Below are 16433 nucleotides of genomic sequence, written 5' to 3'. Positions count from 1 at the left end.
GGATGTTTAAGGGTCTCATGTGCTCTGGCCTTATAAACAATATCTTCTCCTTATCCCCCATCATCACTTTAACAATATAGGCTCTTCCACGTTTTCCAAGTACTACACCGGTTTTTCCATGGAACCTCCTATACGGCATTCCCCTGTATACTGATGGATTGATAACTATGTGTACCTTCTCCCCCTCTTTATACTCTCTTAGCACTAGGCTTAGAGGCGGTATCGACCCCTTCTCCCTGACATTCTTCTTGAAGAGCTTCCTGGTTCTATGCCTATACCCCTTTGGTGCTTTAACCATCTTTTCCACCTTTCATACTGCAGGCTTAAGCATCCATTGGACATGCTATATCTAAAATCCCCTGTAACCAGCTTATAAAGTTATTTATCCCATGTCTTCTCAATATAAAGTACATCTAGTTCTAATGGATAAGCAGGCGTCCCCAGTATCTCACTGAAACAAGGGGTAGTGCGTCCATTGTCGCAGTGCACTAGTTCCTTAACATATAAGCCGCCATCGCAATATATTAATGCCTCGAAAACCCGTGAGGAGATATTGATAACTTCGATGCGGTATACCCGTTTAATCCTCTCACGATCCTTTTTCCTCCTTAGTATCCTCGTTGGTGTTCTTTGTTTAACACTTCTCTCCTTGAAGAAGCTTGAGAGCTTTTCGAGATCCCCTTCAGATACTGGCTTCTCGGTGAGGACTGCTACCCTATATATCTTCCTTCTCTTTCTGGATCCCTCCTTAATAGACTCAATATCCCTTCTAGTTGCGGCCCCTATTACCGAGACCTTGATAAATTGATCATCCAGTATATAGTTTAACAAGTCTAGATCGACATTCCTGAACCCGGGTTCTTTAACCTCTATTACTAAGGGTCTCCCGGAACCAAGCATTCTAGCATCCACGTCTTCCCGTCCAGCTGCATGAATTTTAATGTCTCGCGCATCGAAGAGTTTTGCTATACTATCCCTTATAAAGTCCTGTATGCTCTCAGGGTATTTCCTGGATCCATTGCTTGTGAACCATGGTACATGGGATATTCTACGCCCTCTCTTGAAATATATCGCCTTTAACAGTATTGGGTTTACCTGCGTCTGTATTGAGTAATCGAAGTCCTTATTTACATCCACTATTACTACTACATCCGGCTTATCAAAGTCAGGTGGTATATTTGTTAGTTGAGTCACTCTCTTACCTATCTCGCGTTTCAACTCGTTTTTCAATGACTCACTTGACTCCAATCCCGCCAACACGTGTACATCCAGCTCCTTCTTAACTACCTCGCTATCCAGTTTTACACCTATGATGAATGAGGACGCATTCAACTCACTTAGTTTCACTGCTACTCTCCTAGCTATTTCATCAATATAATCGCTGGATACCCTGTGGAGACATATATAGCATGGATTAACGGAGATCTCTCTGCCAGTTATTTTTCTATATAGCCTTGTAACGGGATCCCCCGTGTTTGATGCTATTTTACCGATATACTCGGCATCAATGATTTCACTAGTGTAGTCTGCGTATAGCTTCATCGCTAGTAGAGTCTTGATAGCCCTTCCTCTTTCCTCGTTGGACAACTCGATCCCTTTCTTTGCGAAGACCCGGCCTAGACATCTATCGCAGAGAGGGTATTCTGAGAGAATTTTTGCAGCTGTCTCAATGATGCTGCAGTGTTCTCCACATCTATTTTGTTGAGGGGTCTCCATGATCATCAATCCTTCTTATCCCTAGCTTCCACCAGGCTCCTCTTCTAGTTTAAGATCCTCGGGTTTGATACCAAGTTTCTTTAATATATCTCTTCTACGTAGTTGCTTACTCAGCTTCTTCATTAGCTCGTATTGTTTAAGTAATTCCCTTACATCATCGATTTCGACGCCGGCTCCATAAGCTATCCTCTTGATCCTGGATTTATCTATGATATCCGGGTTCTCGAGTTCCTCGTAGGTCATAGAATTTATTGCGGCAAGCCACTTGCTTAGCTTCACCTCTAGTTGTTTTGGATCCACCTCGAGCGGTAGCTTTACCCCTAGACCCGGTATCATCTGCATTATCTTGGCAAGGGGGCCCATTTTTCTTAGGCTTACTAGTTGCTTGTAGACTAGCCTCATGTTTATTTTTCCCTCGATGAGTCTTTTAGCATCCTCCTCCGTGAAGTCTAGTTGTAGCCTCCTCACTTTCTCAACAAGGCTCTCTATATCTCCAAGCCCCAGTATTCTCGAGACGAATCTAGGTGGGTTGAATACTTCTAATTCATCTATTTTTTCTCCGGTTCCAATAAATTTCACCATGGCACCGGTTGCCGCTACTGCTGATAACGCGCCTCCACCTTTAGCCGTTCCATCAAGCTTCGTGACTATTATAGAGCCTATTGGGGTGGTTTCATGGAACTTCTTGGCTATATTATGAGCCTGCTGCCCTATGGATGCATCTATGACGAGTATTACTTCATCTGGTTTAACCTGCTCACTTATCTTCCTCATTTCATCTAAGAGGTCTTCCTCCTTGTGGTGTCTTCCAGCGGTATCTATTATTATAATATCTGTTCTCCTTTCAATGAAGAAGGAGACTCCTTTCACCGCTATCGAGACGGCATTATTATTATCTGGCTCACCATAAACCGGTACGCCTATCTGTTCACCCAGTTGTTTAAGCTGCGTATATGCTGCAGGCCTGAAGGTGTCTGCTGCTACTAGTCCCACCTTATAGCCCTCTAGCTTATAGAAGTATGCTAGTTTAGCGGCCGTTGTAGTTTTACCAGAACCCTGTAAGCCGACGAGCATTATAACCCACGGCTTCTTCAACGGCTTTATAGAGGGTTTTTTATCACCACCTAGGAGCCTGGTTAATTCCTCATAGACTATTGTTATAAACCATTCTCTCCTACTAATACCTGGAGGAGGCTCTGATTTAAGGGCTCTCTCCTTTATCCTGTTAGTGATCTCCACCGCTAGCTTCAAATTAACATCGGCTCTTACGAGTTCCTTCTGCAGCTCCCTTATAAACTCCTCCACGGATTTCTCGTAGTCCCCTCCCTTCAGAAACCTTGTTAAAGCACTCCTGATATTGTCAAACACCATAAGCAACACCCATCCTCAAAAATAGGGATCTCAACCAGGGTTTTAACCGTATACAGATTGCTCCAGGATCAGGGAGTAATGGAAGGTGCGGGGGGTGGGATTTGAACCCACGCAGGCCTACGCCAGCGGATCTCTCCCTGGGCTCGTCTTGAGTCCGCCCCCTTTGGCCAAGCTCGGGCACCCCCGCACTGATTCATAATTAATGATTCCCGGGAGTATTAAATCCTTAGGCTGAGGGTCAAGATATATAAACAAGCGGTGGGGTAAGGTTAATAAAGCCTGATTGCATGAATGAGGGGTAGGTGATTAAGAATATGCCTATACGCCCAGCCAGGTGCTACACGCATTTCAGCGGACCACCATATACGAGGAAAGAGTATATTCCAGGCGTCCCCCAGCCGAAGATAACTAAGTTTGAGATGGGTAATCCAAAACTAGACTATGATTACGAGCTTGCACTAGTCGTCGAGGAGGCAGGGCAGATAAGGCATAACGCGTTAGAGGCAGCCCGTGTAATGGCTTTAAAGAAGCTCAGCGTTGATGCCGGCGAGAACAACTTTTACCTTAAAGTCAAACCATATCCTCACCACGTTATCAGGGAAAACAAGATGATGGCCTTTGCTGGTGCAGACCGTCTACAGGATGGCATGAGGCTCTCATTTGGTAAACCCATCGGGACAGCTGCACGAGTAAGCCCAGGGCAGGAGGTAATAGTGATAAGGGTGAAGGCGGAGCATGCTAAGATAGGTAAGGAAGCATTAAAAATAGCTGCGTCGAAGCTTCCGTTACCGACGAGAGTAATTGTTAAACCATTGAAGCCAGGTCTTCCACCACTATAGCTAAGCCCTAAGCGTGTTCTCTTCTACAGGACCTGGGAACTAGGTTATCCTTATATTTGGAAACTCTTGTTTTTCCAGGTAGAATAATATTAAGTCTTCCACATCGGTATAATGGGATTAAAAGGCGTGTTATTCATGGAGGACCTATGTAGCCTCTATGATATCGAGCTCGATGTATTATATAGGCTTGTTGAGAAAGGCGTGAAAAGGATTCTTCTTCATGCGCCAGACGGCTTTAAGCCTTTATATAAATGCGTCGCCGGTGTTTTCGAAGGAAGAGGTATTGAAATATTCTTTTCCTCGAGCCCTGGATATGGAGCATGCGATGTCCCTGTGGAGGAGGCTGAGGCCCTCGGGGTCGACGTCCTTATTCACCTGGGGCATCTAGAGTATTTTAACCATGGGTTTAAGCCTGGTGTAAGCATTGTTTACGTACCCGTCTATGCTCGTCCAATGATTAGTGAGGGGGTGCTTGGAGAGCTGACTAGTTACCTCAGATCACGGGGGATTATAGGTGTTTCCATCTCCTCAACAATTGTAGAGGAGAAAATAAGAAGGATTATTGTGGAACACCTCAGCTCAAATGGGTTTAGGATTCATGAGGTATACAGCCCTCTACTGGGTTGCCTCTATACACATGTAGCATCACTGGATGACAGAGTCGATGCTCACCTCGTGATAGCCGGTGGGATATTCCATCCCCTAGGTCTTGCACTGGTTTCCAGGAAGCCTGTAGTAGTCTTAGATCCCTACAGGGGTAGGGTGTGGTCAGCTAGTGAGGAGGCTCAGAAGACCCTTAGGAAGAGGCTGCTGAAGATCTACGAGGCTAAGATAAGCGGTGTTAGGGTTGGACTTATCATTGGGTCTAGGCCGGGCCAGTATCGTCCCTGGCTTATTGAGAAACTCGAGAGGGAAGCCTTGGAGAAAGGGTATAGGGTCTACAAGGTTTCCTCAACGTATCTTAGTATTGAGCGATTAATAGCCATAGATAACGCCCTCAATCTCGACATATATATTGTCACGAGTTGCCCGAGGCTCCCCATAGACGACTTAGATGACTTCTATAAGCCGGTGTTAACCCCTGGCGAATTCCTGATGCTTCTAACAGGCTCGGAGAAATATGTATACCCGTGGTGAGCAATGGGGCTTATTAGGAGTAAGAAGGAGCTAGAGTTGATTCTCTCACGGATCAACTGGTACATGCACTCGAAGAAGAGGCTTGAGCAATACCAGACACCGTCAAGCATAGTGGCGCATATGGTTTGGACAGCGTATATGAGGGGCGACGTGAAGGGGTTGACGATAGGTGATTATGGATGTGGCGATGGGAGAATATCTATTGCGTCGATACTGATGGGTGCTCGTAGAGCTATCTGTGTAGATATTGATGAAGATATATTACTATATGGTTTAGGTACAGTATCATCCTTGTTTCCAGGTGCGGCGGGTAGGATTCTCTACGTGGATGCCGACGTGGAGCGTTTAGGACTCAAGAATGTTGACACAGTGTTGATGAACCCTCCTTTTGGCGTGGTCGCTGAAAACAGGGGCTTGGACATAGTCTTCCTTAGGAGGGCTATGGCGACGGCTAGAAGCATATATAGTATACACAAGTATTCTGAGGCATTCATGAATATCGCTAGGGAGGTGGCCGAGGACAACGGGTTTACCCTGGACTCGTATGAGCTACTGGACTTTGAAATACCAATGATGTTTGAGACCCATAGGAGGCGAATATATAGGGTTAAAACAGTATTTATTATCCTGACAAGGGCGTGATTAATTATGCAAGAGATAGTGATGCCTGGCGAACCACTTGCAGTAGAGGAGGAGGCACTGCCTCTCCAAGGTGCATACATTGATGAAAAGGGCTTGGTCAGGTCCCAGGTATTCGGGTTAAAGGTCTTCGATAGATATAAGAAGCAAGTATATGTTAGACAAGTGAAAAACATAGAGTTGATTAAGCCGGGAACCATTGTCGAAGCATATGTCGAGGCCGTGACTGATGAGCTGGCTTTTCTAAAGATATATAGTATAGAAGGGCAAAGAGTTGAAGCCTCCGGGATTATACATGTATCGCAGGCATCCAATGAGTTTACACAGAGCCTTCTAGGGGCCATTAGACCAGGTGACTTCGTTAAGGCTAAGGTGCTCAATAATTCTATACCATACCAATTAACCATTAAGGAACCAGGATTAGGCGTTATAGAGGCGTATTGCAGTGTATGTGGCTCCCTGCTCTACAAGAGCAATGATAAATTAGTGTGTAATACATGCGGGAATATTGAGAAACGTAAAACCAGTTTAAACTATATACACGTCTCAAGGTGATCGCTTGCCACTGGTTAAGCGGAGATATAGGATTCCATGTAGAGGCGAAGAATGTTTAAAATTATACGAGCTTGTCAAGGAGAGGGTTCCCTCAATAGAGCATGTTGAGTTCGCGGTAACCAGTAACGGCTTAATAGTAGATGCCTACGGATATGAAACAGATCTGAAAAAACTGTGGATTGAGTTAAAGAATTATTCAAGGATGGCTAAGGGGGTCAGTGGGCCGGGTTTACAAGCATTCAGCATTGACGTGATAGTTAAATTAACCAGGAAGACCTTCCCGCCCGAGGTGCTCGTGAAAATCCTTGAGAAACAAGGGTATAAGGCTAGACTCGAGGATGGCACCATTTACACCAATATAGAGAAGAACAGGATTCTCGAATTAGTTGAGAGAATAAGTGAATTAAACACCGCTATTAGAGGCAGGGTGAAGGGTACGGCAGCAAGGTATTTCATCATAACGGTAACCATTATAACAGGGCTACAGTTAGATGACGCCATAAATCACGCAGTGGAAGCAGGGCTCCTCGGGGTCGACGAGTCAGGCTTATATGTTTTAAAGCATGAGTGGCGGGATGCAGTAGACTTATTTATTAAGAGTTTTAAACAGCAAAACGAATAGGGGTCAAAGGTGTTTTAAATGGAGGTACGTGTTGTATCCAGGAGTGAGAGAGAATTAGTGTTAGAAATATATGATGAAGACCATACACTTGGCAATCTATTAGCGAAGGAGGCGATAAGACATCCCGGTGTAGAATATGCAGCATACAGGGTTCCACACCCTCTTAAAAACATGTTTGAGTTCACGATTATAGTTAAGCCGGGTTATACCGTGGAATCAATACTAAGGGATATAGTAAATGGATTAAAGAACTCGCTCGCTGAGCTTAGAAGGCTTGTAGAGGAGAAGGTAGTTGAGTAGGAAAAGCGAGACACGTATACTTGTCTATGGTGTTACAGAGAGATACGGTGTCTTTGCAACTTATAGGGGAAATTTTTAGAGGAGTTAAAAATACTAAGGGTCACCGGCTCCCCGGCACTATTCATCAAATATGTGCTTGATTCTATGATGACGCGTGAAGAACTAGGGTTCGCACTACCATGCGGATGTAGCCCACTTAACGCGGTATTTACTGGTCTGAAAGGTTTCAATAGCTCAGAGTACCTGGCTTTAAAAACAGTTTATTGCGGAGTGGTTGATACGGTGCTACGCCTACTGGAGTTATACATGCAGTATAGGAATACACTGTTGAAAACCTCTCTCCCGGGGACCGAGTCATCCGGCTACCCTGTTATTTACACGTGTTAATGTTTAACGTGATACCTTTTTATCCAGGATTCGGGTCTCAATGATACTTTTAGTCACTTTTGAATACTTTCAATCATTCCCATCAATATTTAAACGGCTACTCGTTGATTATCTCTACTTGGTTCAAGACGGTGGTTTCACATGTCCAAGTTGTGTCCGAAATGCGGTGGCTTAATGCGTCCCCGTAAAATGGATGGTAAACTGTATCTGATTTGTACTAGATGTGGGTACAAAGTAGAGGCTGATGCATCCGAGGCATCGGGTTTCAAGGTTTCCACGAGAATCGATCACAAGCCCGGTGAGAAAACCCTTGTACTCGAAAGCGGAGGAGAGGTCAACCTCCCTGTTACAAGGGAAGTAACGTGTCCGAAATGTGGTTGGCATGAGGCATACTACTGGGTGATTCAGACAAGGGCTGCGGATGAACCGCCTACAAGATTCTTTAAGTGTACAAAGTGCGGTTACACTTGGAGAGAGTATGCTTAGCATCCTCTGTACTTGATAATTTTATTTATTCGGATAACGGTAAAAGTATAGTAGGTGGTTCGAATGAGGCTTAAGTTTAGTGACGCAGTTGCATGGAGATATGCTATAACATCCATCTCTAAGATTATTGATGAAGCAAACTTTAGGATTAGCGGTGAAGACGGATTATTATTGAAAGCTATGGATCCTAGTAATGTTGTACTTGTAGAGTTCGCAATACCGAAGGAGGCTTTTTCAGAGTACAGTGTGGAAAGGGAACTTGTAGTAGGGGTAAGAATGGATGATCTGGCCAAGGTGTTGAAGAGGGCTAGGAGAGGTGATGAACTCGTTTTAGAAGTGCTAGAAGACGGCAGGCTAAGCGTAGTCTTCGAGGGTAGGGGTGTCAGAAGATTTACCCTGCCAAGCATAGAGATGACTTACGAGGAGATACCGGAGATTAGTTTCGAAGTAGGGTTTAAGGGGAAGCTTCTTCCCAAGTTGTTTAGAGACATAGTTAGGGAGGTAGAGCCCATCAGCGATTCCATCGAGTTTTCAGCCAGCAAGGACAGCGATAAGCTGACTGTCTCATCGAGGAGTGAAATAGCTGAGGCTGAAATAGAGCTCTCAGCCTCAGATGGTGCGTTAATCGAGTACCAGGTGCTAAGTGATGCAAGGGCTAAATACACGATCGACTATCTTATCGATATATCGGTTGCTTCTCAGGCGGCTGAATTAATGGAGATAGAATTCGGTAATGGAACACCGCTTAAGCTTACATACGAGATACCCGGCGGAGGAAGACTAGTGTTTTATGTTGCCCCACGGGAAGACTAGCAACTTCTTGAAGAAGGTCATAAGGGACTACTATAGGTTCAGACCTCTCGAAGAACCAGGCAACCTACATATGAGAGAGATCGCTTTAGAGAGCCTCGAGGATCGCAGGTATATCAGGCACTTATCCTTCCCATATATGGAGCAATTATATAACTTCATAGAGACCATGAAAACACCTCTCCACCTGTATTATTCTTCAGCCCTCTACAGCAATCCCTCGGCCGAGGAAATGGAGGCCAAAGGGTGGCAGGGCTCGGAGTTAATATTCGATATAGATGCTGACAAGTATCCTGGATGCATACAGAGGTATTTAGTCTGCAGTAAGTCAGGAGTAATAATTAATGATGGGGAGTCCTGTCCCTCAGGCGAGGAACCTTTGAAATATTCCCCAGTGAGCTGGGAGTGCATCTTGAAAGCCTGGGGCGATGCCTTAAAACTACGTGATATACTGGTGCAGGACTTTGGGTTTAGCAAGGTTAAAATATATTTCTCGGGTAACAGGGGATTCCATGTAAGAGTGATGGATGAGGAGGCACTGCCTCTAACACGTGAGCAGAGGCGATTAATAGCGGATTATGTGACATGTAGCAACATAGATGTGGACAGGATCTTCCCATCATACAAAGATATGGTGGTTTTCCGCAGAGTTGAATATGGCCTGAGAAGAAGGGTGCTCGAGTTAGCTATATCGAGGAAGCTAGTGAAGGAAAAAAGCGTAGCGGGTTTAAGGGGATTAATAATCAATAAGAGCGCCCTCGATGAATTAATTCGGGAGAACTGTGTTAAAGTAGATAAGGTTGTAACAATGGATACGTCAAGGCTCTCAAGATTCGTTAACAGCTTAAACATGAAGTCCGGGTTAAGGGTTGTAGAGGTTGAGCCAACCGTGGATCTAAGAGGAAAGGGTTTCACTGATTTCTCACCATTCCATGGGGAAGTCATGGTTAAACCCTTGGTCGATGCTTCTCAGATCCTGGTTCTAGATAAATTTATTGGGCTTAGAAAGGGAGAAATAATTAGATTAGAGGCACCCTATGCTCTATATCTAGCTGTCAATGGGCTAGTAGAGGTAAGGGATTCATCGGGGATTGGGGTAAAACTATGAGTAACACATATATCCGCTTAATTAAAGAGGAATTACAGGCATCAAAGTGTACCCCTGTCCAGAAGATTAGACTAGATGAAGTAAACGAGTTAATCAGGAGATCTCTGTTCAAACTGCCTCTATTAAACCCTGAGAGTAGGGAATTATTTATCGAGATGATTAATAAAATGGCCTTGGATACTGAATACCTAAGCAGGTTGAGGATAACTAAAGTAGCACTTGGCTCACCGCTCCCAGCCGACACCATAGATGAAGGCGTCTTGAAAGCCGTTGAAAACATTATCAAGTTGGAGAAAGAACTCTTATACCCCCTTCCGGTGAGGCACCGTGATAAAACGCTGGTTTTATTTATAAAGGATTGTGAAGTAAGTGGCGAGAAGTATAGGAGGAATGATGTAGCGCTTCTATCATTTAACGAGTTACTCGTAGCAATGATACAGGAATGCGTGAAGCCGCTGAGACATATATTAATGGTTAGTGAGGAAGAAAAGTCTTCCTGAGGAGGTTCAAGGTGATAGTTCATCTTTCTACATGGCTGCTTTCATATAGTAATATCCTAACAGTATGTATGCCACTATGATCATTATTAACAATATGAGCGAGCCAATAATGATTATATCCCTTAGTTTTGTCTCACTTATACGTTTATGCGTCTTCGGCCTGGCTAATGGAACATAGTAGGGAAGAGAATATGCTACCAATACCGAGAACGATAACAACAGCGTGTAGAGTAGTGAGGTCGCGATCAATTGGTTTAACTGTTGCTGGGATAGATAGCTATAGTTAAACCATAGGTACAGCCAGTTCCCACCTATAATAATCCAGGAAACAATGGCAGCAGCCATGAGTGTCTTTGAAACAGTGTTTACTAGTACATCGTACTCGAAAATGTATCTAAATATCTCCCTGCTATACCTCCTCAATGCAGACCCCTGTTCAACACTATTATGAATACCAATATTAAACCTAGACCTAATAACCATTATACCTGCTCATCCATTATGATGAGACCTCCCTATTAATGTACGTAGAAGGAATGGGTGTCGAGCGCCGCCGCCGGGATTTGAACCCGGGTCACGGGCTCGACAGGCCCGCATACTAGGCCGGGCTATACTACGGCGGCATCCTTTACTAATTTTGATTATGCACAGGGTTTTTAAATTGTTAGTTCCATGAATCAAGGCTTATATGGTGGTTTTTCATCTAGCTTGATAATTCCCTTTGAGAGTTTTTCCTTGAGCCTGTACTCCACGTATTTATCAATAGGGCTGAAGCGTGGTGGATGGGGTACTATTAGCTCTCCCCCGCAGTACGGGCATCTATCCCTGCTTAAAGTATACCTACCACATTTACTGCATTTTCTAAGTAGCCAGTTCATGCTTTCTCACGTTCTCCCTTGAATATTACACCATATTCGCTGCTAGCCTCTTCAGCTTTCTTTAGTATTTTCTCAACTACTGATTCAGCTGTTTTATAGTCATGGGAGTATACTTCGAGGATGTATCTTGGCGCACCGGCTGAGTAGAGTTTAAACTTTACATTTTCAGAGTTAAGGGATTCGGCTATCACGTCAAGCACTTTCCTTACTCTTTCAACGCCATCGGGGTGGCGTGATTGGAGTAGTAGTCTTACACGTATTGATACCTCTTTCACCTTTATATGTCTCTTCGCTTCGTTTAATAATGGCTCTATCCATTCACTAGGTATTCCGGCTTTCTCCAGGATGTCTCTACCGCTCAGTACTGCTTCTTCGAGGACGTAAAGTGGGTCTCCATAGGAGTCTTCAAGCTTCCATACTACTTCTTTATAGGCGGCCTCCTTGGTTTTTCCGAGACTTTCGGCGACGAGTTCGGCTATTTTGGCTGCTTTTACATACCGCTTCCACCACATCATCTTCTTTCTCTTATCGATATCAGATACCTTCTTTAATGAGACATCGACTTCTTTCCTGGCTCTATCAATTCTGATGACTTTCACAACTATCTTCTCTCCTTCCCTGATGACATCCCTTATGTTCTTAACCCATTTGGTTGCTACTTCGCTCCATGGTAGAAAGGCCTTTAAGTCTCCGTATTCATCGAGGGTGACATAGGCGCCATAATCGTATATTTCCCTAACCGTGGCTATAACGTATTCCCCGATCTCGGGCAATTCCTTCCTAGCTAGCATTTCTTCTCACCGAGGCTATTGTTGAGTGAACTCGTAAACCGCTACTACATGTATTATCTGGTATTCGCTATATAAACCAGTTATATTCATAACTGGTACACCAATTACTGCTACTGGTTTGAAGTAATTTAGATTGCTTGACAAGGATGTGTAACTGTATAGTTCATTATACACGGTGTAACCCAGCCTATGTAGTGAGTCTACTGCTAGTTGCGCGAGCAACGTATTGGATCCCTTGTTGTTCCATGCGAGGGGTATCTCATAACCTGTACGTGCATTATATATGTTCACGTAATCCACGTAGCTAGTGTTAGTGATGCTGGCGTATAATACCAGCCTGGCTAAATCACCTGCTGCGGCATAGTATATATATTCATAATAGTTCTGTGATTGAACCGGTACAGCTAGTCCAAGGTAGGCGTTACTTGTTTTATTACCCATCATTACTCTAATGCTAGCCAGATATGATATTATTATATAGGTCCTCTCAGCGTTTATCATTGATGTGACATTACTTATTATCTTGGATGCAGCAACCTCATTGCTTAACATTATTGATGAAACAATATATTTACCCCTATCTCCTCCTAATATATGGGCTAACGTGTAAACCCTGGGCGCTGGTAGTGATTCAGCTAGGAAGCCCTGGATCCAGTAGGTGTACCCCCAGTATGATATCACTAATATATTGTCTACGCTGGTATTAGATATAGCTTGCTTTAACGCTGTTAACGCATTAAGCCACGCGCTCTCATTTCTTATCGGTGTACCTATATTGCTGTACCCCTGGATATCATAGGTGTATATATATGGTTGGCTCTTATTCTGTGCTACTGCTAGAAGCATGCTACTAGATACTATGCCCAATACTATGATTAAGGCGATGACCCTATATAGTATTGTCTCGAAACCCTTGATCCCATGGCTCCACACATAATCCGTAACCATGTATAGGGCCAATCCTGATAACACTGCTGAGAACAGGACCTCGGCTAGTGCAAGGGTTGGATCGTAGAGGGATGCTATAAGCAGTATTATGGTGGCTGATATAATGGTGATCCTTACTGAGGGAAACTCCTCGAGCACTCTACTCCTAGCGAACACTATTAAACCCAATAACCCCGTGGCGCATAATACCCCATAGTCTATTAGCGGGTTATAAGGCTTGATAAATACACTAGTATAATCACCGCCTCCAAGCAACTGTATTAATGCGGCTGATAAAGCTATGGATGCTGAGATAGCGGTGGCTACTAGCACCAAGCGTGTACCTGTGGAGGAATTCCTGTCCTCAAGTAATTTACTGGTAGCTAAGATCAGTGAGCCCGTGAAGAGGGGTATTAATGAGTAAGTGTTTCTAAGCCATGGGAGTAGCAGTAGTGGCGTAGTGGATAAAGTAATTGATGACACTGTCTTAACATCAACCCGCTTAAGGGGTGCAACTATGTATTCTGCTGATAAACCTATCAATGCGGCTTCAACGATCAACCACCCCATGGGGTTAAATAATTGGAGTACAAGCCCGGTTAAACCTGTGAGAAGCACAGTAGGAGTGCTTCTCACTTCTCTCGCCTTATATAAGGTGAGCAGGAATAATGCTATTAGAATACCAGTGAAAACATGTGGACCGGCATTAGATGGAGTCAGCCAGAACACTGTGACCGGGGCGGTTCCATAGATTAATGTAGTGAGCCCAGCTATCGCGGGCTCTTTAAAGAACCTGTAAACCATGTAGAATAATAGGATTAACGTGAGGACTTGGATGGAGAGAGCCCCGTAGGGTCCTAGGACCCCGAGTATTCTAGCGGACAACCATGTGTAGGTTATGAAATAACTACATGTATTATCGAGTGGATTAATCCCGGTACATGCATCGCTTAGTACTGGCTTCCTTGACAAATACTCTGTAAGCCAGGACACATTGTCGAAAGGTACTTTGGTGTTCATTGTATAGGTTAACACTGTGCTGGCTAGAATGCTTGTAACAAGCAACATGATGCCTGTTATGGTTCTTCTATCCATAGGGCTGCACCCTTAAACTAGCTGTATCCTAGATAACGAGTGAATAGTAAATAAAGTTTTAAATCCCCTCTAGTCTCCTGTGAATCAATTATAATTATTGCTAGTGATTAAAATGGATGATCCTATAGCAGAGCGTTCCTAGATGAAACCATGAAACCATATAAAATGACTGGAGCGAACACCTAGGGGGAAAAAGTCTTTAAAGCAATAAACCCCGTTTCCAGTTTATTTTTACGAGGATAACTATGTCTTGTAGAGTAGTTCTGCTGGTAACATGTAGAACCGGGAGCGATGAATGGTGTGCTCGTGAGATAGGGGATGTGATCTTCAGCCTCGATAATAGCGTGGTTGTTGAGAAAACGGGTTTTCCGGGGCTTCTCCAGGTCTATGGGTGTAGAGATGTCGATAGTATATATAGGAGGGCTATAAGTAGGGAGTACGGATTCGTTGAAACCATAATACCTGTTCACTGTATCATGGGGCTTCAAGAGGTATTGGGGGAACGACTCGAATGCATTGACGGCTTGAAGATACCTGGAGAGGTAAAGATCAGGGTTAGGATGCGAGGGGTTAGGGAGCTGAGTACGCGTGTCTTCGCACTTGTATTAAAGAATCTGAGGTCTAGGGGTGTGGTGCACACTTCCTCAGCAGATGAATGCCTATTTATCGAGGGGATCAATGATAGAGTCTACATAGGCCTAGGACACTGTAGAACACGCATCGCAGTACGTGGGGGATGAGGTAGGTGGTGAAGTGGGATGCAAGAAAAATAATAGAGGACGAGTTAAACAAGCAATCAATCTTTAAGAATCGTGAAAGCCTTATGCCGGAATACATACCTGAAGCACTGCCACACCGCGAGAACGAGCTCAAATTATTAGCCTCCTACTTCAGGCATTTAATAGCGAACCCGGGTTCCATGTCTCAGAGAGTACTCATAGTAGGTAGAGTTGGAACCGGTAAGACGACGTTAATGAGGACCTTTGCCACTAATTTAACGAGCATAGCAAGGGAGAAGGGCTTATCATTCGATTATATTCATGTCAACTGCTATAGGAATAGGAGCTTGTTCAGTATAGTGAGGGATATAGCCTTGCAACTAGGCCTCTCAGTACCACATAGGGGATTATCATCGAAGGAGATAATGGATGCCGTTATCTCGTTCCTGGATGAGGGCGATCGGTATACTTTAATAGTATTCGACGACTTTCACTACTTCGTGAATATAGCTGGTAAGGAAGCGGTATACTTTATTACAAGGGCATATGAAGCCTTCCATGAGTCAAAGCGGTTGAACATGGTCTTCGTGTCAACCGATACAAATATAATAGGGGTCTTCGACCCTGTCACCGAGTCGTATCTGAATAGATATATTATAAAACTACAGCCATACACCTCCAGTCAGTTACTTGATATATTGAGGTATAGGGCTAGCCTGGCCTTCCATGAGGATGCATATGATGAGAAATTACTGGAGCTTATCGCTGAATATGAAGGGGTAGACAGGAGCGGCGAGGGTAATGCACGCCACGCCTTGACAATACTACTTACAGCTGGAGATATAGCTGAGAAAGAAGGAGCTGGGAGAATCAGCATAGAGCACGTCAGGAAAGCTATAACGATCCATGATAGAAGCAAGGAAATAGAGAGGATTAACGATGTATTAAAATACAGCTCCCTTCACGAGCTATTATTACTACTAAGCATAATACGCCTCCTACGCAAGAAAAACGATAAAGAAGTGGAAATGGGGGAGGTCGAAGACGAATACAGGCTACTCTGCAATATACACGGAGAAATACCGCGCTCTCATACACAGCTATACGAGTACACCAGAAACCTAAGTAAGACCGGCGTCATCAACGCTGTCACTAAGAACATGGGTAACCGTGGTCGAACAACCCTCATATCCATACCTTATGGACCACTAGAAGAACTAGAGAAATACATCACTACACTAGTAACGAAGAAGAGTGAGATAGAGTACTAGGTGGCTTGCCCAATAACTGGTGAGTAGAGTTCTTTTATGGATCAGTAAACCAATAACATCTATTAGTGATGTAAATGGCTTGTGTGGAGAAACCAATTATTATGTAGTGGGGTATATCTCAGGATAATGATTAAAGGTAGGTTTGTCGAGCACACCCCCACTGGTAAAAGAGGTCCACAATCAGGCTTGGTTGTGTTATCCCGAGATATAAAGAAGTCTTCATACACGGTGGTGGTAGACCAGTAGCCAAGGCCATGATAACCAATGTCGTCTATAAGAGAG

At 44.1% G+C, this 16433-nt stretch carries 20 protein-coding genes and 2 tRNA genes; 13 read left to right on the top strand and 9 right to left on the bottom strand.

The window, feature by feature from the left end; all coding sequences use genetic code 11:
• The 4 genes from ACP5N5_RS02250 to ACP5N5_RS02235 all read right to left on the bottom strand — a co-directional run.
• A partial coding sequence (locus tag ACP5N5_RS02250) for a 50S ribosomal protein L21e (RefSeq protein WP_428132163.1) occupies positions 1–298 on the bottom strand: 298 nt, incomplete at its 3' end.
• 80 nt (positions 299–378) lie between these two features.
• The gene (locus tag ACP5N5_RS02245) at positions 379–1722 is read right to left on the bottom strand and encodes a tRNA pseudouridine(54/55) synthase Pus10 (protein WP_428132169.1); all 1344 of its coding nucleotides are present in this window, start codon (positions 1720–1722) and stop codon (positions 379–381) included.
• Between the two features lie 15 nt (positions 1723–1737).
• The gene (locus ACP5N5_RS02240) at positions 1738–3087 is read right to left on the bottom strand and encodes a signal recognition particle protein Srp54 (RefSeq protein WP_012609077.1); all 1350 of its coding nucleotides are present in this window, start codon (positions 3085–3087) and stop codon (positions 1738–1740) included.
• Between the two features lie 86 nt (positions 3088–3173).
• Positions 3174–3274, bottom strand: a tRNA-Leu gene (locus ACP5N5_RS02235).
• Positions 3275–3401: 127 nt separating this feature from the next.
• Here ACP5N5_RS02235 and ACP5N5_RS02230 point away from each other — a divergent pair.
• From ACP5N5_RS02230 to ACP5N5_RS02180, 11 genes are all read left to right on the top strand, one after another.
• Positions 3402–3926 carry a 50S ribosomal protein L16 gene (locus tag ACP5N5_RS02230; RefSeq protein WP_042666828.1) on the top strand — a complete coding sequence of 175 codons (525 nt, stop codon included), beginning with the start codon at positions 3402–3404 and terminating at the stop codon, positions 3924–3926.
• Between the two features lie 135 nt (positions 3927–4061).
• Entirely contained in the window at positions 4062–5063 is a 1002-nt protein-coding gene (gene dph2 / locus ACP5N5_RS02225; protein ID WP_428132152.1) for a diphthamide biosynthesis enzyme Dph2, read from the top strand.
• A gap of 3 nt (positions 5064–5066) precedes the next feature.
• Positions 5067–5705: an METTL5 family protein gene (locus ACP5N5_RS02220; RefSeq protein WP_428132149.1), complete on the top strand. Its 639-nt coding sequence runs from the start codon at positions 5067–5069 to the stop codon at positions 5703–5705.
• 6 nt (positions 5706–5711) lie between these two features.
• Entirely contained in the window at positions 5712–6257 is a 546-nt protein-coding gene (locus ACP5N5_RS02215; RefSeq protein WP_276814850.1) for an exosome complex RNA-binding protein Csl4, read from the top strand.
• A gap of 4 nt (positions 6258–6261) precedes the next feature.
• A complete protein-coding gene (locus tag ACP5N5_RS02210) occupies positions 6262–6879 on the top strand; it encodes a DUF2067 family protein (RefSeq protein ID WP_012609082.1) in 618 nt (205 codons plus the stop codon).
• An 18-nt stretch (positions 6880–6897) separates the two neighbouring features.
• Entirely contained in the window at positions 6898–7179 is a 282-nt protein-coding gene (locus ACP5N5_RS02205) for a DNA-directed RNA polymerase subunit L (RefSeq protein ID WP_042666830.1), read from the top strand.
• Positions 7180–7323: 144 nt separating this feature from the next.
• Entirely contained in the window at positions 7324–7566 is a 243-nt protein-coding gene (locus tag ACP5N5_RS02200; RefSeq protein WP_012609084.1) for a hypothetical protein, read from the top strand.
• Between the two features lie 141 nt (positions 7567–7707).
• The gene (locus ACP5N5_RS02195) at positions 7708–8052 is read left to right on the top strand and encodes a transcription factor S (RefSeq protein ID WP_084322058.1); all 345 of its coding nucleotides are present in this window, start codon (positions 7708–7710) and stop codon (positions 8050–8052) included.
• 63 nt (positions 8053–8115) lie between these two features.
• Complete coding sequence (pcn, locus tag ACP5N5_RS02190; RefSeq protein ID WP_428132139.1) at positions 8116–8865, top strand: proliferating cell nuclear antigen (pcna); 750 nt, start codon at positions 8116–8118, stop codon at positions 8863–8865.
• The gene (locus tag ACP5N5_RS02185) at positions 8843–9970 is read left to right on the top strand and encodes a DNA primase small subunit domain-containing protein (protein WP_428132135.1); all 1128 of its coding nucleotides are present in this window, start codon (positions 8843–8845) and stop codon (positions 9968–9970) included. The genes pcn and ACP5N5_RS02185 overlap by 23 nt, the downstream gene beginning before the upstream one ends.
• Entirely contained in the window at positions 9967–10470 is a 504-nt protein-coding gene (locus ACP5N5_RS02180; protein WP_276814841.1) for a hypothetical protein, read from the top strand. Before ACP5N5_RS02185 ends, ACP5N5_RS02180 begins: the two co-directional genes overlap by 4 nt.
• 27 nt (positions 10471–10497) lie before the next feature.
• Here the strand turns inward: ACP5N5_RS02180 and ACP5N5_RS02175 are convergent, their stop codons facing one another.
• The 5 genes from ACP5N5_RS02175 to ACP5N5_RS02155 form a co-directional block, all read right to left on the bottom strand.
• The gene (locus ACP5N5_RS02175; protein WP_428132130.1) at positions 10498–10893 is read right to left on the bottom strand and encodes a hypothetical protein; all 396 of its coding nucleotides are present in this window, start codon (positions 10891–10893) and stop codon (positions 10498–10500) included.
• A 125-nt stretch (positions 10894–11018) separates the two neighbouring features.
• Positions 11019–11093, bottom strand: a tRNA-Asp gene (locus ACP5N5_RS02170).
• A 54-nt stretch (positions 11094–11147) separates the two neighbouring features.
• A complete protein-coding gene (locus tag ACP5N5_RS02165) occupies positions 11148–11348 on the bottom strand; it encodes an RNA-protein complex protein Nop10 (RefSeq protein ID WP_428132127.1) in 201 nt (66 codons plus the stop codon).
• On the bottom strand, positions 11345–12139 hold the full coding sequence (locus ACP5N5_RS02160; protein WP_012609091.1) for a translation initiation factor IF-2 subunit alpha: 795 nt from the start codon (positions 12137–12139) through the stop codon (positions 11345–11347). Before ACP5N5_RS02160 ends, ACP5N5_RS02165 begins: the two co-directional genes overlap by 4 nt.
• 15 nt (positions 12140–12154) lie before the next feature.
• On the bottom strand, positions 12155–14161 hold the full coding sequence (locus tag ACP5N5_RS02155) for a peptide transporter (protein ID WP_428132114.1): 2007 nt from the start codon (positions 14159–14161) through the stop codon (positions 12155–12157).
• A gap of 245 nt (positions 14162–14406) precedes the next feature.
• Here ACP5N5_RS02155 and ACP5N5_RS02150 point away from each other — a divergent pair, with 245 nt between their 5' ends.
• Both ACP5N5_RS02150 and ACP5N5_RS02145 read left to right on the top strand, forming a co-directional pair.
• The gene (locus tag ACP5N5_RS02150; protein ID WP_042666837.1) at positions 14407–14901 is read left to right on the top strand and encodes an RNA-binding protein; all 495 of its coding nucleotides are present in this window, start codon (positions 14407–14409) and stop codon (positions 14899–14901) included.
• Positions 14902–14906: 5 nt separating this feature from the next.
• On the top strand, positions 14907–16151 hold the full coding sequence (locus ACP5N5_RS02145; protein ID WP_428132110.1) for an ORC1-type DNA replication protein: 1245 nt from the start codon (positions 14907–14909) through the stop codon (positions 16149–16151).
• The last annotated feature ends 282 nt before the right edge of the window (positions 16152–16433 follow it).

Source organism: Desulfurococcus sp., from assembly GCF_049970475.1.
Taxonomy (GTDB): domain Archaea; phylum Thermoproteota; class Thermoprotei_A; order Sulfolobales; family Desulfurococcaceae; genus Desulfurococcus; species Desulfurococcus amylolyticus.
The sequence above is the reverse complement of the archived record's forward strand: the minus strand, read 5'-3'. Positions and strand labels throughout refer to the sequence as shown.